Origin of the sequence: Sphingomonas mali NBRC 15500, from assembly GCF_001598415.1 — a bacterium.
In the GTDB taxonomy this organism is placed as follows: domain Bacteria; phylum Pseudomonadota; class Alphaproteobacteria; order Sphingomonadales; family Sphingomonadaceae; genus Sphingomonas; species Sphingomonas mali.
The window spans coordinates 20,149-37,705 of the sequence record NZ_BCYX01000010.1 but is presented as its reverse complement, the minus strand read 5'-3'; the positions used below and the strand labels follow the sequence as shown (position 1 = coordinate 37,705).

12 protein-coding genes are annotated in these 17,557 nt (G+C 64.5%); 3 read left to right on the top strand and 9 right to left on the bottom strand.

The window, feature by feature from the left end; genetic code table 11:
* Window positions 1-89 precede the first annotated feature (89 nt).
* Both SMA01S_RS09645 and SMA01S_RS09640 read right to left on the bottom strand, forming a co-directional pair.
* Complete coding sequence (locus SMA01S_RS09645; protein WP_066820812.1) at window positions 90-2,744, bottom strand: TonB-dependent receptor; 2,655 nt, start codon at window positions 2,742-2,744, stop codon at window positions 90-92.
* 105 nt (window positions 2,745-2,849) lie between these two features.
* Entirely contained in the window at window positions 2,850-4,466 is a 1,617-nt protein-coding gene (locus SMA01S_RS09640) for a tetratricopeptide repeat-containing sulfotransferase family protein (RefSeq protein WP_439654307.1), read from the bottom strand.
* An 89-nt stretch (window positions 4,467-4,555) separates the two neighbouring features.
* Between SMA01S_RS09640 and SMA01S_RS09635 the strand changes: the two genes are divergently transcribed.
* On the top strand, window positions 4,556-5,842 hold the full coding sequence (locus SMA01S_RS09635) for an APC family permease (RefSeq protein WP_066820807.1): 1,287 nt from the start codon (window positions 4,556-4,558) through the stop codon (window positions 5,840-5,842).
* Here SMA01S_RS09635 and SMA01S_RS09630 read toward each other — a convergent pair.
* Window positions 5,822-7,429 carry a phytoene desaturase family protein gene (locus SMA01S_RS09630; protein ID WP_066820804.1) on the bottom strand — a complete coding sequence of 536 codons (1,608 nt, stop codon included), beginning with the start codon at window positions 7,427-7,429 and terminating at the stop codon, window positions 5,822-5,824. The two genes, SMA01S_RS09635 and SMA01S_RS09630, sit on opposite strands and share 21 nt — an antisense overlap.
* A 149-nt stretch (window positions 7,430-7,578) precedes the next feature.
* Window positions 7,579-8,757: an aromatic ring-hydroxylating oxygenase subunit alpha gene (locus SMA01S_RS09625; protein WP_066820801.1), complete on the bottom strand. Its 1,179-nt coding sequence runs from the start codon at window positions 8,755-8,757 to the stop codon at window positions 7,579-7,581.
* A gap of 273 nt (window positions 8,758-9,030) precedes the next feature.
* Here SMA01S_RS09625 and SMA01S_RS09620 point away from each other — a divergent pair, with 273 nt between their 5' ends.
* Window positions 9,031-9,645 carry a TetR family transcriptional regulator C-terminal domain-containing protein gene (locus tag SMA01S_RS09620; protein WP_245649219.1) on the top strand — a complete coding sequence of 205 codons (615 nt, stop codon included), beginning with the start codon at window positions 9,031-9,033 and terminating at the stop codon, window positions 9,643-9,645.
* 259 nt (window positions 9,646-9,904) lie between these two features.
* Here the strand turns inward: SMA01S_RS09620 and SMA01S_RS09615 are convergent, their stop codons facing one another.
* Window positions 9,905-11,302, bottom strand: coding sequence for a M20/M25/M40 family metallo-hydrolase (locus SMA01S_RS09615; RefSeq protein ID WP_066820798.1), 1,398 nt, complete (start codon window positions 11,300-11,302; stop codon window positions 9,905-9,907).
* A gap of 310 nt (window positions 11,303-11,612) precedes the next feature.
* Here SMA01S_RS09615 and SMA01S_RS09610 point away from each other — a divergent pair, with 310 nt between their 5' ends.
* A complete protein-coding gene (locus SMA01S_RS09610) occupies window positions 11,613-12,254 on the top strand; it encodes a PilZ domain-containing protein (RefSeq protein WP_066820795.1) in 642 nt (213 codons plus the stop codon).
* Window positions 12,255-12,294: 40 nt separating this feature from the next.
* Here SMA01S_RS09610 and SMA01S_RS24535 read toward each other — a convergent pair whose 3' ends face one another.
* From SMA01S_RS24535 to SMA01S_RS09590, 4 genes are all read right to left on the bottom strand, one after another.
* Window positions 12,295-12,993: a glucoamylase family protein gene (locus SMA01S_RS24535; RefSeq protein WP_245649228.1), complete on the bottom strand. Its 699-nt coding sequence runs from the start codon at window positions 12,991-12,993 to the stop codon at window positions 12,295-12,297.
* Between the two features lie 123 nt (window positions 12,994-13,116).
* Window positions 13,117-14,484 carry a hypothetical protein gene (locus SMA01S_RS24530; RefSeq protein ID WP_066820790.1) on the bottom strand — a complete coding sequence of 456 codons (1,368 nt, stop codon included), beginning with the start codon at window positions 14,482-14,484 and terminating at the stop codon, window positions 13,117-13,119.
* Between the two features lies 1 nt (window position 14,485).
* A complete protein-coding gene (locus tag SMA01S_RS09595; protein WP_066820787.1) occupies window positions 14,486-15,160 on the bottom strand; it encodes a DUF6445 family protein in 675 nt (224 codons plus the stop codon).
* The gene (locus SMA01S_RS09590) at window positions 15,157-17,556 is read right to left on the bottom strand and encodes a glycoside hydrolase family 31 protein (RefSeq protein WP_245649218.1); all 2,400 of its coding nucleotides are present in this window, start codon (window positions 17,554-17,556) and stop codon (window positions 15,157-15,159) included. The genes SMA01S_RS09595 and SMA01S_RS09590 overlap by 4 nt, the downstream gene beginning before the upstream one ends.
* Between the last annotated feature and the right edge of the window lies 1 nt (window position 17,557).

Below are 17,557 nucleotides of genomic sequence, written 5' to 3'. Positions count from 1 at the left end.
CCAGCGCGCGCTAGCATGTCGAAAGTGAAGATCGCCCTAGCGAAACTATCGACGGCGCGACCGTCACCCGACGACCGCGCCGCTTTTTCCTAGAACTTCGACCCCAGCCTGATGCCAGCAGTCTGTGGCCGGATCGGCACGATATAAGGCCGTTGTCCGCAGCTTCCGCATTCCTGGAAACGCGACAGCTGGCCGCGCGTGTCGAAGGCGTTTTCGAGGAAGACTTCGATGCTGAAGCTCTTGAATTCCGCGCCGAGCGCAAAGTCGGCTGTGGTGAACGACTTCAATCGACCCAGCAGCGCCGCGGGGTTGATGAAATTCGCCGGGTTCGCGACGGTCGCCGGATCCGTCGGATCGTTCAACGCAGAGACAAACACCTTGGTACGCACATCGCTCGACGCCGAGCTCTGATAGTTCACCACGCCTTGGACATAACCCTTCACGGCGTCGCCCAAGGGCACGGAATAACGGGCAGTTCCGTTCAACTTGACGCGCGGTGTGATGGGAAGGCGCGTGCCCGCCGGCGCTGAAACATAGTTGATCTGGCCATCGGGGCCCGGCGTGGTGCAAGTGAACGTCCGGTCGTCATAGCCGCACAGATCCTTCTGCGTCTTGGCATCGGTATAGGATCCCGATGCGGTCAGGCTGAGCCCGCCAAGCGTCAGTGAGCTGTCGAACTCGGCGCCCCAGATCCGCGCATTCGGGCCGTTATGGATTTCGGTGAAGCTGTTCGCGCCCAGGAACGAGAATTGGAACGCGTCCCAATCCTGTCGGTAGACTGCGGCGTTGAATCGGAGTTTTCCGCCCAGCCAGGTGGTCTTCGCACCGACCTCGTAATTGGTCAGGAAGTCGGCCTGATAGGGAGGCACATCGCCGCGGCGATTGATACCGCCGGGGCGGAAACCGCGCGACACCGTGCCGTACATCAACAACCCGGGCCGGGGCTTCCAGCTGAGGTTGAAGCGATAGGTCACGCCTTGCCCGGATGCTTCGACGGGGATGACACCGCCATTGGTATAAACGCCGAGATTGGTGCACGGACCGCCCGCCACCGCGGGCGGCAGCAATGTCAGCGAGCTGCTATAAGTGTCCGTATCGCGGTTATAGAGCCGTTCGCCGGCGGTGGTGAAGCATTGCGCCACGCCGGTGCGGTTGCTGAAGGCGGCATTGGGCGGCGAATTGGTAAAGCCGTTGCGCGGATCGCGGCCAAAGCCGAAGAATCCGATCAGTGTATTGTCATAGATGAACGCACGGCCACCGGCGGTAAACGTCACCGTCGGCGTGATGTCGTAACTGGCTTCGCCGAACATCGCGTAATCCTTGTCGACGCGATGCTGCTGGGTCAGCCAGAGCGTGCCCGGCGAGCCGTTGACCGACAAGAACGGGTCGAGCCCCTGGATCTGATAATCCTGGTGAATGAGGTTGCTCTGGCGCTGGTAGAAGGCACCGGCGACAATCCGGAACCGGTCGGTCGACGGCGACGCGACGCGGAATTCCTGGCTCATTTTCTTGAAATGGTCGGTGCCGACGACGCGCTGGCGCGGATCGATATTGTTGCCGTTCTTATCCCAATACGCGAAATAATAGGCCAGGCCGCCGACCGACGAATACATATGGTCATAGGCTTCCGAATAGTCGGTATAGTCGCTCGACTGCAGATCCTTGCGGTCGAGATAGGCCGCCGCATAGGTCACGTCCCAATTGCCGACCTTGCCCTCGATCGTCAGCCCCGCCTGCCAGAATCTGTCGCGGCGATATTCCGGGAAGAAATGCTGGACTTCCAGGTCGCCGACTTTCGGGTCGAAGCCGTATGAGCCGTGGCTGCGCGTGTCCTGGTAAAGGAAGCTCGGCGTGATCGTCCAATTGCTGTCGAGGTCGACCTTGAGCGCGGCGCGGCCGCCCCAGATTTCGGTGTCGTTATAGTCCTTCTTGACGAAGGGGGCGTTGTTGACGCTGATCCCGCCATCGGGGCGGATGGTGTTGTTGGGATAGGTCGTGACCGCCGGCGGCCCGCCGAAAACCGCGGGCGAGATGAAGTCCCGCGTCCCCGGCACATTGTCGATGAAGCCGGCGTCCTTCTCGTAATAGCCGACCGCACGGAACGCGATGTTGGGCGACAGCGGCAGGTTGATCATCCCCTCCGCTTTGCCGCCCCAGCCGCCCTTGCTGACCTTGTTGCCCTCGAGATCGATGCGGCCATAGGTCTTCGACGTATCGGGCTTGTTGGTGATGATGCGGATCGTGCCCGCTTCGGACGAGGCGCCGTACAGCGTGCCCTGCGGCCCCGACAGGCTCTCGATGCGCGCGATGTCGTAGATGTGGACGTCGAGATTGCCGCCGATCGTCGTCACCGGCTGTTCGTCGAGATAGACGCCGACCGAGGGTAGCGAGCCCGAATGGTTGCCGTCGCCGCCCGATGCGACGCCGCGCATATAGACGACGTTGGTGCCCGGCGTGCCGCCCAATGCCTGGAACGACACCGACGGCAGCGACGCGACATAATCCTGGAAGTTCGAGATGTTGAGCTCGTCGAGCTTCTTGGTGCTCAGCGCCTGGACGCTGATCGGCACGTTCTGCAGGCTGTCCGACCGCTTCAGCGCGGTGATGATGATGTCGCCATTGTCTGGCTGGTTATTGGCCTGGCCATCGGGTGCCGGCGGGGCGTCCTGCGCCATGGCCGGGGTAGCGGCGAGCGCCGCGGAAGCGAGCAGCGCGCTGACGGCGAGGCGGCGGCCAAAGAGCATCGAAGTCCCCAATGTCGTTTTTGTTACGCTAGCGTGTTAGCAGACGCAGCATTCGTCAAGCGAAGAGCGGCGGGCACGATATTTACGTGCCGACGCGTTGCGTTTTTACAACGCGGCCGGAGCGGCCGGATAGGCGTCGAGCACGTCGCCCAATGCGGTTTTGAGCGGATCCAGCCACGGCTCGAACGGCTTCCAAGCCTCAGTCCCCTCGCGAAAAATCGGCTGGCGCACCTGTTCCGAGCTCGCCGTGCGGACCGCGCGCTCGGTCTCGTGAAAGGCGAGGCACGCGGGTTCGAACTCCAGCCCGCAATAAGCGAGCAGGCCGCGCACTTCGCGCTCGGTATGGTCGACCATGTCCTCGTAGATCACGCGATGGACCCGCCCGGGCAGCACGCGATCGACATGCGCCATCAGCCGCACATAGTCGCGATAATAGCGCCCCATATCCTCCAGCGCGTAGCTGAACGCCTGGCCGCGCGCGAAATGCTGTTTGAAATTGGAGAAGCAGCAGCCGAGCGGATGCCGCCGCGCGTCGATGATCTTCGCCTTGGGCAGGATCAGGTGGATGAACGGCAGGTGGGCCCAGTTGTTGGGCAATTTGTCGATAAAGAACGGCCGGTCGGTGCGGCGCTGGATCCGGGTGCGCTTGAGATATTCCTCGCCCAGCGCGCGCAGTTTGTCGGGCGCAAAATCGGCCATGCCCTCGGGATAATTCTGGTCACGCCGCGCCAGGGTCGGGATATCGGGCAGTTCGGACGTGCCCTCGACCAGGCTGTGGCTCGACAAGATCTGCTCGATCAGGGTCGACCCCGCGCGCGGCATGCCCAGGATGAAGATCGGGTCGGGTGCGTCGCACCCCTGGCCGGCGCGCTCCGCGAGGAAATCGGGAGTGAACTGTGCGATCGAACGATCGACGAAGCGCCGCGTCTCGTCTGGCTCATAGACCAGCTTCGTGCGCCGCAACGCATTGCCGGCATCGTAATGGCGGAACGCGGCTTCCGCCTGGCGGCGATCCTCGAACGCCTTGCCCAGCGCGAAGTCCAGGTGGAAGCGATCCTCGTCCGAAATCCCCGGATCGGCGAGCGCGCCTTCCATTGCGGCAATATCCGCGTCGTCGAACTTGACCGTCTTGAGATTGGCGAGGCTCCACCACGCCTCGCCCAGGGCCGGCATCAGCGCGAGCGCGCGGCGATAGGCGGCGATGCCGTCCTGCTGGCGTCCGACGGTCTTCAGGATGTGACCATAGGTCATCCACACACGCGGCTGGTTGGGCGCGTCCTTGAGCACGCGGTCATAGAGCGCGATCGCGCCATCGAAATCGCCGACCCGGCCGAACGCCGCCGCCTGAAGATTGGCATGGCCGGGATTGTCGGGATCCTCGGCGACCACTTGCTCGAGTTCTTTGATCGCCTCGGCCGGACGGTTGAGGCGATAAAGGACGAGCGCGAGATTGGCGCGCGCGGCGGTGAAGGCCGGCGACAGCTCGATCGCGCGGCGCAGCAGCGCTTCGGAATCGCGATAGCGGCCGATCCGCCCAGCAAGCTCCGCCAGCATGCGCATCGCCGCGACGTCGAACGGGTCGTCCTTGAGATGCTGTTTGAGCAACGGCTCGGCGACGTGCAGCGCGTTGTCGTTGAGCGCCATCGCTGCCTCGACCAGGCGCGGATGATAGCGCCCGGCCATTGCCATCCCGCCCGCTCCGCTCTGTGCCCCGCTCGCCATGATGAGTGTCCTAGCCCAGGTCGCGGGAAAAGGACCAGTGGCGCCGCGCGGGATGACGTGCTTTGCTGCGCGTCGAGGGGAGCCGGGCGATGGATACCAGCGACAAAAGGCCTTTCGGATTCTGGACCGCGACCGCGCTGGTCGTCGGGGGAATGATCGGATCGGGCATCTTCATGATGCCGGCGGCGCTCGCACCGTTCGGCTGGACCGGCTCGCTCGCCTGGATCGTCAGCATCGCCGGGGCGCTCGCCATCGCCTATACGATCGGCCGGATGGCGCAGGCCATGCCGGAAGCGACCGGCGCCGTTGCGATCACCGGTGCGGCGCTGGGCGAATTTCCCGGGGTGCTGGTCGGCTGGAGCTACTGGGTGTCGGTATGGTGCGCGAACGCCGCGATCGCCACCGCCGCGGCGAGCTATCTGGCGGCGATCTTCCCGCCGCTCAACGCGACTCCCTGGTCGGGCGCGCTGACATCGATCGCCTTGCTGTGGCTGCTGACCTTGCTCAACCTTGCCGGCGCGCGCGCCGCGGGGCGATTCCAGGTGGTTACGACAATCCTCAAACTGGCGCCGTTGATCGCGGTCATCGTGATCGCGGTGTCGCTGGGCGTAGGCGGCGATGTGCATTTGCCAGCCTTGCCGACCGGTCATGCGGTGATCGTCAGCATGGCTACCGCAGTGACGCTCACACTGTTCCCATTGGTGGGGTTCGAATCCGCCGGCGTCGCCGCCGAACGCGTACGCAATCCCGCGCGCAACATCATGCGCGCCAGCATGGCGGGCACCGCCGTCACCGGCTTGCTCTATATCCTGGTCTGCTCGGCGATCGTGCTGATCCTCTCTGCCGACACGGTCGCCAAATCGTCGGCGCCCTTCGCGTTGTTCGTCGGCCAGTTCTGGGGAAGCGGCGCCTCGCTGCTGGTCGCGCTGTTCGCCGCGATCGCCGCGATCGGTGCGCTCAACGGCTGGGTATTGATCCAGGGCGAGGTACCGCTCGGCATGGCGCGGGCCGGATTGCTGCCCGCCTGGTTCGCGCGCGTATCGAGGCGCGATGTTCCGATCCGCGTCCTGGTCGTCTCGTCGGCGCTGGCGACCGCATTGATCCTCTGCACCGCGAGCCCGACCCTGGGCGGCGTGTTCCAGTTCATGGCGATCCTGGCGTCCTGCGCGACCTTGTGGCTCTATTTCGCTGTGTGCGTGGCTGCATTGGTCCGGCGCATCGCGGTCCCCGCCGCGGCGATCGGCCTGGCGTTTTCGCTGTTCGCTTTCTGGGGAGCCGGATGGGAAGCGGCCGGGCTCAGCGTCGTCCTGATGCTGACCGCCGTCCCGCTCTATTTCCTGCGCCCCAAAACCTCTCTAGCCGAACAGCCGGCCTAGCACCGAGCGGTCGCGCAGGATTTCGTGCGCGGCATTGTGCCCGGGCGCGCCGGTCACGCCGCCGCCGGGATGCGTGCCCGCGCCGCACATATAGAGCCCCTTGATCGGCGAGCGATAATCACCGTGGCCGAGCACCGGGCGCGCCGCCCAGAGCTGATCGAGCGACATGTTGCCGTGCATGATGTCGCCGCCGATCAGCCCGAACTTGCGCTCGAGGTCGAGCGGCGAATGGATCTGGCGCGCGATGATCGCCGCCTTGAAATTCGGCGCGTGCTCGTTGACCGTGTCGATGATCAGGTCCGCCGCCGCCTCGCGCTCGTCGTCCCATGAGCGGCCATCAGGCAGCCTGGGTGCGAATTGCTGGCAGAACAGGCTGGCGATATGCATCCCCGGCGGCGCCAGGCTGTCGTCGACCGAGGTCGGCAGCTTCATCTCGACGATAGGCTTTTTCGACCAGCCGAACGCCTTCGCGTCGGTGAATGCCTGATCCATATAATCGAGCGTCGGCGAGATGATGATGCCGCAAGTATGATGCTCGGCCTTTTCCTTGCCCGGCAGCACGGTGAAATCGGGCAATTCGCTGAGCGCGACGTTCATCCGGAACGTGCCCGATCCGGTCTTGAAGCGATCCATGCGATGCGCGAATTCGGCGGGCAGGTCGGCGCGGTCGACCAATTGGCGGAAAAGCAACGCCGGGCCCGCGTTTGAGGCGACGATGGAGGCGGCGATCTCCTCGCCGCTTTCCAGCACGACGCCGGCAACCTTGCCGCCATCGACCAGCACGCGCGCGACCGGTGCTTCCAGGCTGATCTCGACCCCAGCCTCCTCGCACGCCTCGGCCATGTACTTGGTGATCGCGCCCATGCCGCCGACCGAATGGCCCCACATGCCCTTCTTGCCGTTGATCTCGCCGAAGACGTGGTGGAGCAGGACATAGGCGCTGCCCGGCGTGTCGGGGCTGGCGTAATTGCCGACCACCGCGTCGAACCCGAACGCCGCCTTGATATATTCGTTCTCGTACCAGCCATCGAGGAAGTCGCGCGCCGACTTGACGAACAGGTCCATCACGTCGCGCTGCGCCTCGATAGGCATGCCGGCGAGCTTTTTGCCCTGCACAGCGGCAGCAATCAGCGCGCGCAGGCCGCCACCCGCATTGGGAGGCGTCTTGAGCGACAGGTCGCGCAGCACGTCGGCGACGCGCTCGAGCGCTTCCTCATATTTGGGGAAGGTATCGGCGTCCTTCTGGCTGTAGCGCGCGAATTCGGCGCGGGTGCGGTCTTCGCCGCCGCCGAGCTTGAGATAGCCGTTTTCATGCGGGAAGAAGTTGCTGATCGTGCGCTCGATGATCCGCCAGCCGCGCTCGTGCAGGCGCATGTCCTTGATCACCTTGGGGCGGAGCAGGCTGACCGTGTAGCTCGCGGTCGAGTTGCGGAAGCCGGGATGGAATTCCTCGGTCACCGCCGCACCGCCGACGATGTCGCGCCGTTCCAGCACGCGGACCTTGAGACCGGCGCGCGCGAGGTAGAAGGCGCAGACCAGGCCGTTATGGCCACCGCCGATGATGATCGCGTCGTATTTCTTGGTCATTTGCTCACCTTACTCTTCTAGCCCTCTCCCGCTTGCGGGAGAGGGTTGGGTGAGGGTCTTCTTCTTTTTTCAAGTCGCCCGAAGAAGGAAGAAGACCCTCACCCTCCCGCTTCGCGGGCCCCTCCCTCTCCCGCAAGCGGGAGAGGGGTTTAGGCCACCCTCGGCCGCCGCGACCATCCCGGCGCCGGTGCGCGGTGCTGGCGCGCCTCGGGGATGAGGTGCCGGATCTTCCTGGCGAAACTGCGCAGGCAAACCTCGCTCGCGCCGATCGGCCCCGCGGTATAACTTTGGCTCGCCATGCCCTGCTGGACGCGCTCGATCAGCCAGGTGTCCTCGGCATTGACCACGCGGTTGATCCGCCAATTGGCGTAGCGGACCAGCTTCATCTCGCGACGGTCATCGGGGAGCGCGAGCGCCATTTCGCGCAGCACGCTGGTGGTCGGCGTCAGCGGCAGCCATTGCATGAAGTCGATCTGGTCGGCGTAGATGTCGAACGCCATGTTGGGCCAGAGCTTATAGTATAGCCACAGCCGCTGGTTCGCCTCTGGCAGATGATCCGCGCGCGGCAGATGCTTCTGATAGAAGCGCTCCCACACATTGTCCGACACGCGATCGACGATCCCGCCCGACATCTTGTCGACCCAGGGCTGCGCCTCGATCGCGTAGCTCTTCCCGAAGAGGCGCGTCAGCCCGTCATGCGCGACCGGAATGTGCAGGTTGTCCGAATAATTGTCGCCGACATTCTTCCAATTGACCTGGCGCTCGCGCAACCGAACGGGGCTGATGCAGCGCATATCCTCGAAGCGATAGGGCGCGATCTCATGATCGTACGGCGCCATCATCGCCGCGACCGAGGGGCCGCCATTATCCTCCAGCCGGACAAAGACGAAGCCGCGCCAGATCTCGACGTCTACTCCGGCGAGCCCGTTATCCTCGAGCCGTAGCGTGGGATAATCGCCCTTCATCGGCACGCCCGACAGCCGCCCGTCGGTCTCATAGGCCCAGGCGTGATACGGACAGACCAGCTTCTTCGCGCATCCCGCCGGCCCTTCGACCAGCCGCATCGCGCGGTGGCGGCAGACATTGGCGAACGCGCGGACCTGGCCGTCCTGGCCGCGGATGGCGATCACGCTTTCGCCGAGATAGTCGAGCGTGTGGAAGTCGCCGGGCTTCGCGATATCGCTCTCGTGACAGACGATCTGCCACGACGGGCGCAGCACGCGCGCCATCTCGACCTCGAAATATTCGGGGTCGGTATAGAGCCAGCCGGGCAGGCTCCAGTCGGCGTCGGGATCGTGATCCTCAATGTCCGCGTATCGATGCGCCATGCGCGAACTCCCGTTGCTTGTTGGACGATCGTATAATAAGGTTTCGCAATGGGCAATACCCTCTCCCGCTTGCGGGAGAGGAGCGAGACTTAGGTCGGCGCAGCCGGCCTTAGTCGCAGCGGTGAGGGTCTTTTGGATACAAGAAGAAAGAAGACCCTCTCCCAACCGGCATCGGGTGGACAGCGCCCCGCGCTGTCCAGGTCATCCCGGGGGGATGACCGACCCGATGCCCCCGCAGGCGGGAGAGGGCTAAGCAAGCGCGCCGAACCCGATGTGCGCCGCCAGAGCCTGATCGAGGCGACCGCGCGTGTGTTGGCGCGTGACGGCGCTACCGGCGCCTCGGTTCGGCCGATCGCGGTCGAGGCGGGTGTGTCGCCGGGATTGATCAACCACTATTTCGCCGGGATCGAGGCGCTGATCGCGGCGACGTATTCATCGGTCGGCGATCAGGTCAGCCATGCGCTGGCCGCCGCGGTCGCCGCCGCGGGGGACGACGCGCGCGCACGCCTCACTGCCTATGTCACCGCGAGCTTCGCGCCGCCGATCGCCGATCGCGCGTTGCTCGCGACCTGGATCGCCTTCTGGAGCCTGACCGGGAAGCCGCAGATCGCCGAGCGTCACGACGCGATCTACGCGCGGTATCGCGAGGATCTCGAGGCATTGCTGGCCGACTGCGGCATCGCACAGACCGAGCTGCGGCTGACCGCGATCGCGATCACCGCCTTGGTCGATGGGCTATGGCTCGAACTGTGCCTGTCGCCCGACAGCTTCACCGCCGACGAGGCACGCGGCCTCGCCGAGCGGCAACTAGGGTCTGCACTCAGTTGCCGTGAGGGTCGTGATTGCCCGCAGGAGCCCGCCGACGAGGAGCGCAGCGCAGACGCGTAGCTAAAGCTACGCGCAAGCAAGCGACGGTGAGCAGGTGAAACTGTCCCCCGGACAGTTTCAGCCATGCCCGGGGGCATGGCGACCTGCTTCACCGGCGGGCTCCTGCGGGCAACCGCGAAGCGGCGGGCCGATTTTGCCGCCCGGACGTCGTCGCGTGTCGGTCACGATGCTATCAGCATCGCTCCCTCCTTGCTCCTCGCCGGACACCAAAATAGGCTCCGTCACGACCTCGCGGTAACTGAGTGCAGACCCTGACGACCTATTTCGTCAGATCGGCGAACAGCGACAGATAATAATCGATCCCCGGGGCGATGTTGCTGATCGGGGTGCGCTCGTTCAGCCCGTGGCTGAAATCCTCCGATTCCTTGATGAAGGTCGGGCTGGCGCCATAGCTCGGCACGTTGTGATAGCGGAACCACATGCTGTCCGACGCGCCCGACGACATCGCCGGGAAGACCGGCACACCAGGATAGACCTTGCCCATCGCGCGATTCACGGCCGCGATGAAGTCGGGGCGCATCGGCGAGGCGTCGTTGGCGACCGAGCCTTCGGTCACGTCCTTGAACGCGATCGCGGGATCGCCCGCGACCTGCTGCAGCTCGGCCATGATGTCGGCGGGCTTATGGCCCGGGAAGATCCGGCAATTGATATTGGCCGTCGCCTTTTGCGGCAGCGCGTTGATGGCGTGGCCGCCATTGACCATCGTCGGCACGCAGGTCGTGCCGATCCGTCCAACCGTACTCGGGTTGTTGCGCAGTACCGCCAGCGCCTTTTCGTCATTGGGATTGGCGACGAACGCCTTGAGCGCCGCGCCCACGTCGGGCTCCTCATACGGCGCGGCCTTGCTCAGCGCCTCGCGCGTCAAATCGCTCAGCTCGGGCTTGAAATGATAGGCACCGATCTTCTCGAGCGCCTGCGACAATTCGACGATCGCGTTGACCGGCCGCGGCGCCGAGGAATGGCCGCCGGGATTGGTCACGGTCAGCTCGAAATCGGCATAGGTCTTTTCCGCGCCCTGCCAGGTCCAGTATTTGGGCTTGGCGGTCTTTTCGTCGAGAATGCCGCCGCCCCCGTCGATATTAAGGACGAGGTCGGCATTCTTGAGCTTCTCGGCGATGATCGCCGAGGTTTTCATCCGCGTTTCCTCGTCGCCTGAAAATTCGATGACGATCGTCCGCTTGGGCTTGTAGCCCTCACGGCGCAGTTCGTTGAGCGCGGCGATCGCCATCGTGCCGTCGAGCTTCATGTCGGTCGCGCCGCGGCCGAACAGATAGCCATTCTCGACCACTGGAGTGAACGGATCGCGTTGCCAGTCGGACGGCTTGGCCTCGACCACGTCCATATGGCCCGAAATGACCAAAGGCTTGAGCTTGGGATCGCTGCCCGGCCAGGTCGCGATCAGATATGCGGTATCGTCGACCGGGGTGATCTCGATATCCTTGTCGGCGAAACCACCGGCGACCAAAGCCGCCTTGTAGAGCGCCGCGACCTGCGGCGTCTGGTTGTTCGGGCCCGTCACCGACCGCAACGCGATCGCTTTTTTGGCGAGCTCGAGCGCCTCTGTTTCGGCCTGGGGATGCGCCGTCGTCTTGGGGGCCGCCGCACCCGCCGTTGCCACCAACGCCGCCGCCATCGCGGCCAGTCCGAGCTTGTTCATCGACCATCCCTTTGTTGTTCGAATGCGACTTTCGACCATCCGCTGTTGCGGGGCAAGCGTAACAATCGTGCGCAGAAATCGCTCATTCGAGGGTTTTTCGTCACAATCGCCGTTACTTGAGCCGCCCGTCAGCACTTCATTAACAAACCCGCGTCAGAGTGGACACCGGTGGACTGCGGCCAATGGGACTTTCCCGGAGGAGACGCGGCCCCGCCGGAAGTGTATCGCGTAGGACGAAGTTGGAGCCGGCTGCCCGTTGTCGTGGTGAGCGCAGGTACCGTTGGAGTGACGTTTCGAAGTGGAGGGCCGCATGTTCGAATCGCACGACGATGCGCCCCGCGGCAGTATGCCGTCGAGCGCAGCCGCACTCGATGCGGAACGCCGCCACGGCGCGCGCCATATCGCGGTCATGCGTGTCGCCAAGCTGCATACGCGCCATGGCGAGGAACTCTGCCTGGTCCGCAACATCTCCGCGGGCGGGTTGATGGCAAATATCTGGTCCGACCTGACGATCGGCGACCTGCTGATCGCCGAGTTCAAATCCGGGCACCGCGCCTCGGGCCATGTCGTATGGCGGCGCGAGAATCGGATCGGCATGCAATTCGACGACGATATCGACGTGCCGATGGTGCTGGGCGGCGACGAGGATCCCGCGCCGGGTTTCCACGCACGCGCACCGCGCATCAACATCGCGGCGCGCGGGCGCCTGCGCTGCGGCGCGCATTATTATGCCGTCGACCTGCGCGACATCTCGCAGGGCGGCGCGCGCATCACCTCGGCCGACCCCAATGTCTGGGAAAAGATCGACGGGCCGATCGTGCTGTCGGTGACTGGCCTGCCGCCGATCGAAGGCACGGCGCGCTGGCACGATTCGAGCAATGCCGGGCTCGCCTTCAACACCCCGATCCCGCTCGACGCGATTGCCCGCTGGATCGCCGCGAACCGCGGTTGATTGTCCTAGAGTTGCCGGCCGAGCGACGCTGAAAACGATTCTAGGGCGTGGGGTCGGGCTTGAACCCGATCTTGTCGAGCGCCGGCTGGATTTCCGGGTTCGACATGAACAGCTTCCACAACAATCCGGTCCGGTAATTCTCGATCATCGCCACGGTCTGCGCCTGGTCGAGCGCCATATAGGCTTCGTCATAGAAACCCTGGCTCTGGTTGAACGAATCCGAAAAGCCATAGGTGCCGTAGATGCGCGGCCCGAGGTCGCGATAGTAATGGCGTAGCGCCTTCAGCGATTCCTCGGGCGTGTAGGGCATCGAGCCGAGCGCGGCATGGACCGTGATCGTACCGTTATCGTCGCGCGGCTGGGCGCGGCCGCCACCCGTATTCACGCCCGCCGACTGGCCCCATGCGTCGTCGCCATAGCCGGTCCATTTACGAGGATTCTCGATCGCATACGCATGGCTGATCAGCGCGATATTGCGGTTGTTCTTGAAATAGTTGGTATAGGCGTCGCGCTTGCCGCGCGGGTCGAAACCCAGGAACGAGAATTGGGTGAAGAACAGTTCCGCGCCATTCCCCTCGCCGACCTCGAGTTTGTAGCCATAATAACTGTGGCCGTTGACGAAATGGTCGCCGTCGGTCGTCCGGCTCCAACCCTGACGATAGTTGACCGCCAGCGGCGAAGTCCCCGCCCAGCCGCTATGCCACAGGCTCGCCGGTACCCCGTGGGTCGGCGAGGCGATACCGAGGATGTAGGCGATCGCCGATTCGTTCCAGCCGATCAGCGGATGATTGATGTGGAAGCCGTAATCGGGCGACCAATGCCAATAGAGGAAGTCGCTGTCGGGTTTCTGGCGGTACCAGTCCTATTCGACGCCCTTCCATAAGGACGTGATCGTGTCGCGGATTTCGCGTTCGGCGGGCGTGTCGCGGGTGAAATATTGCCGCGCGGTGAGCAGGCCCTGCATCATGAACGCAGTCTCGATCAGGTCGCCGCCGTCATCGTACTTGCCGAACACGGGCATGACCTTGCCGGTATTGCCATTGAGGAAATGCGGCCACACGCCGTGGAAGCGATCGGCCGATTTGAGGAAGCGAACGATCTTGAGCATCCGCTCGGCGCCCTGGGCCCGCGTTACGAAGCCGCGGTCGGTGCCGACGATCAGCGCCATCACCCCGAATCCTGATCCGCCCATCGCGACCTGATCGGGATTGCCCGGGGTGATCTCGAGCCCCATCCCGGCCTTGGGATGCGCGCCGTCCCAATAATAACGGAATTGCGCTTCCTGGATCATCGTCATCAGCTGGTCGTCGGTCATCGCACGCGTCTGCGCCTTGACCGTCGGCGTGACCGGGCTCTCGTTGCCCGCCGCATCGACCGCGGTGATGCGATAGGCCGGCTTGACCCCGACCGGCTCGACGAAATCCTGATAGCGGTTCCAGCCGACGCGCTGGCTCGCGACCCATTCGAACGGCTTGCCGCCGACCGAGCGGTAGATGCGGTAGCTTTCGGTGTCGGACGATGGACTCGCCACCCACGACAATTCGACGTGGCGCTCGAATCCACGCGCGGTCAGCGCGGCCGGCGCGGCCGGCGGAGTGGCATCCGCCGTCGCGGCGTTCTCGACACGGACATCGTCGATCACCATCGAATGCGGCCGACCGTCGTCGAGGCCCTGGACGATCGTCATCCGCGCGAATTGGCCGGGGTCGAACTTCTCGTCGCTGGTGCCTTCCGTCGCCCCTTTGAAACCGGCGAAGGGCAGGACGACCTTGGTCCACGTCTTCGCCGGAATTTTGGGCAGTGAGCCGATCAGATCGATCGCCGGATTACTCACGCCCTTCAGATCACCGAGGAGGATGCGTGGGCTCGATCCCGCGTCGATGTTGCTGTCGGCATAGACCCAGAAAGTCAGCGCATCGCCGCTGAAATCGGTCTGCGTTCCCCAGATCCGCGCGGTCTCGATCGACGCCCACCAATTCCCCCCCTGCTTCGACGTCCAGCTCAGCCGGATCGCATTGGGCGGCGAATGCGTGACCTTGGTCTCGAGCGGAAGCTTGCCATTGACGAGCTCGATACGGCTCGGCGCCACCGCCTCTCCGGCCGAATAGAGATACCAACCGGTTCCACGCGTATTGTCGAACACGACGTGACGCTCATAGACCGAATTGGCGAGGGCGGCGCTGCCGAGCGACACAATGGTGGCGCTGGCGAGCAGGATGGCAAATCTCATATTATCCTCTGCGGCCCTTGATGAAGATGTTGGCGGTCAGCCGCCCCAGGCGCGGATCGGCACTGAAGATCATGTCGGGCGGAATGATCCCCGAATGGAGCATCGACCCGCGATAGATCGCCAGCCGATCGCGCACGCCTTCGACCTGCCCGATCTGGTCGTAATGCTGGTTGGAACCGTAGGTATAGCCGGACAGGTCGCGACTGACTCGCCGTGCCGTCGCGACGAACCTTTTCAGATTGCCGTCATCGACCAGTTCGATTCCCGTCTCACGCTGGCGAAAGAAGGCCGTGCCCGGCGTGTCGCTCAGATAGTGAAGCACCGCGAGATAATCGGGATCGGTCGAATCGAAATGCGGGGCGCGTTGCGCGGGATCGAGCGTACCGGGCGCCACGGTCACCATCGAGAAGCTGGCCTCGAGCAACTCGAACGTGTCGACGTCGAAGCCTCCGCCGACGAACGGCCCCGCGGCCTGAAGCAGGCGCTCGACATAGCCATAAGCTGCGTCCCCGACCGTGATCGGACGCCGCAGCCCGGGATAATAGGTTCCGCTGCTCGACGGGAACGGCGCCATCGCCGCAGCCAGCTCGACCACGTCATCCACCGCGCCGGTAAAGTCGTCGATGACGACCACGGGGCTCTGGGCCTCGCCGACGTGGCGCAGCTCCGGCGTCATTGCTGGATAGCGATCCGGGCTCCCCTGGGCAGATCGGGGAGCGAGAAGCGCAGCGCGCCGTCGGCCACGCGCGCGGCGATGCGCTTCGATCCCATCGCCACCTTGGGCACGCCGCCCTTCCAGCCGTGGATCACCACGTCGAACCCGGTCCACCACGGCTTGTAGCCGCCGCTGCGCGGATCGAAACTGAGCGAACCCGCGTCGCAGCGGATAGCCTGGCGCAGGAAGCCACCGCGCTGATAGGCGAAGCTGACCCCGTCATCGAGATAGAGCGATCCTGAGCAATCATTGCCCGGATAGACGTTGATCTCCAGCGCCCCTTTCGGCGTCTCGCCAGTCGACTGGACCAGCGGCTGGCGCGGGATGATCGCGCCGGGACGAACGAATACCGGCAAGCGGTCGAGCCGCGGCGTTTCCCTGACCGACGCACCCTGGACCTGCTCGCCGGTCCAGTAATCGTACCAGCCGACGCCGGGCAGGCCGACGTCATATGGCGCGGCCGATTCCCAGGTCTGCGGCTGCGCGATCAGCAGATCGCGCCCGAGCATGAACTGGTCCTCGGTGCCGCCGACGCGATCGCCGCCCTTCACCACCGCGGGATATTCGAGCACGACCGGGCGCATCAGCGGCAGACCGGTGCGGCTATTCTCCTCGGCCAGGCCGTAGAGGTACGGCATCAACCGATAGCGTTCCTCGATATAGCGCCGCCGGATATTCTCCTGCTGCGCGCCGTGCACCCATACTTCCTGTTCGGGTTTCCCCTTCTGGTAATGGTCGCGCATGATCGGGTTGAACGCGCCCACTTCGATCCATCGCGTGAGCAATTCCGGCGACGGCGCGTTGCCGGCGAAGCCGCCAATGTCAGCGCCGGAATAGGCAAAGCCTGACAGGCCGAGGCTGGAGAGCTGCGTCGTCGACAGCGACAGATGCGCCCAACTCGATGTGTTGTCGCCGGTCCAGGTCGCCGAACAGCGCTGGCCGCCGGCATAGGAGGCGCGGGTCATCACGAACGGCCGGCGGTCGGGCGCGAGCTTCTTCACGCCTTCATAGGTCGCGCAGGAATTGAGCATGCCGGTGATGTTGTGCGTCTCGGCCTGGGTCGTCTTGCGCGTCTTGAAGCCCGGCGAGTCGATCGTGTTGACCACGTCGATCGGCATGGTCTTGGTCGGCGAATTGAACACCGCCGGCTCATTCATGTCGTTCCAGAAGCCGGCGACGCCCATGCCGATGAACTCGGCATAGTTCCGCCCCCACCACTCGCGCGCCTTGGCCTGGGTGAAATCGGGGAACACCGCAGGACCCGGCCAGACCGGGCCGACGAACGGCGTGCCGTCGGGGTTCTTCATGAACACGTCCGCCGCCATGCCGCTGTCATAGGGCGCATAGCCCTGGTTGGGCGCGCTCGCGATGTGGAGGTCGGTGATGACCACCAATTTCATCTTCATCGCGTCGAGCTTGCTCACCAGCCCGGGCAGGTCAGGATAGGCCTTCTTGTCGACGGTGAACGGGCGGTTCCTGTCCTGATAATCGATGTCGAGCCACAGCACGTCGGCCGGAATCTTGTCGTTGCGCAGGCGGTCGGCGATGCCCTGCGCCTGGACCTGGGTCATGTAGCTCCAGCGCGATTGCTGGAAGCCGAGCGCCCATTTCGGCGTCAGCGGCGCGGGGCCGGTGAGGTAGGCGTAATCCTGGACCACGTCCTTGGGCGTCGCCCCGGTCATCACGTAATAATCGACCCCGCCGCCTTCGGCGCCGAACGAGAAGGCCGCGCGCTCGGACTTGCCGAGATCCATGAAGCCGCGCCAGCTATTGTCCATGAACAGGCCGTAGGTGCCGCCGGCTTCGTTCAGGCCGATGACGAAGGGGATCGACTTGTAGATCGGGTCGGTCGCGGGCGAATAGCCGAACTGGTCGGTGTTCCAGAAGGTATAGGCGCCGCCGCGCCGATCGAGCGGGCCGGTCTTGTCGCCGAGGCCGAAGAAATGCTCGTCATTGGGCATCGCCTTGCGGACGCGAAAACCGCCATTGTCGAAGCGGATCGGGGTGCCAGCGGCATCGGCCAGGATCGTCTTGCCGGTGAGGTCGGTGATAGTGATCGCCAGCGACTTGTCGTCGACGCGGACGATCAGTTGCGAGGTGCGGATTTCGGTAGCGTCGCCCTTGTCGCTCACCACCAGCGGGACGCGGGTCTCGCGCGATTGCGGGAGCACGGCCCAAGAGGCGTCCTCGGGCAAGGCCCCCTCGCCCGCACGGAAGCGGATGATGTCGGCGCGCGGCGCGCTGATCTCGATTTTGATGCCGTTGGCGGAGGCGGTGTAATGATCGACGGACTTCGCCGCCGCCACACCGGGCAGAGCCAGAGCGGCGGTGGCGAGGATCAGGTGCCTGAGGCGCAAG

Bases quoted from the DNA above. Each gene is read 5' to 3' on its own strand.
- SMA01S_RS09645 (WP_066820812.1), bottom strand. From the start codon at position 2,744: ATGCTCTTTGGCCGCCGCCTCGCCGTCAGCGCGCTGCTCGCTTCCGCG.
- SMA01S_RS09640 (WP_439654307.1), bottom strand. From the start codon at position 4,466: ATGGCGAGCGGGGCACAGAGCGGAGCGGGCGGGATGGCAATGGCCGGG.
- SMA01S_RS09635 (WP_066820807.1), top strand. From the start codon at position 4,556: ATGGATACCAGCGACAAAAGGCCTTTCGGATTCTGGACCGCGACCGCG.
- SMA01S_RS09630 (WP_066820804.1), bottom strand. From the start codon at position 7,429: ATGACCAAGAAATACGACGCGATCATCATCGGCGGTGGCCATAACGGC.
- SMA01S_RS09625 (WP_066820801.1), bottom strand. From the start codon at position 8,757: ATGGCGCATCGATACGCGGACATTGAGGATCACGATCCCGACGCCGAC.
- SMA01S_RS09615 (WP_066820798.1), bottom strand. From the start codon at position 11,302: ATGAACAAGCTCGGACTGGCCGCGATGGCGGCGGCGTTGGTGGCAACG.
- SMA01S_RS09610 (WP_066820795.1), top strand. From the start codon at position 11,613: ATGTTCGAATCGCACGACGATGCGCCCCGCGGCAGTATGCCGTCGAGC.
- SMA01S_RS24530 (WP_066820790.1), bottom strand. From the start codon at position 14,484: ATGAGATTTGCCATCCTGCTCGCCAGCGCCACCATTGTGTCGCTCGGC.
- SMA01S_RS09595 (WP_066820787.1), bottom strand. From the start codon at position 15,160: ATGACGCCGGAGCTGCGCCACGTCGGCGAGGCCCAGAGCCCCGTGGTC.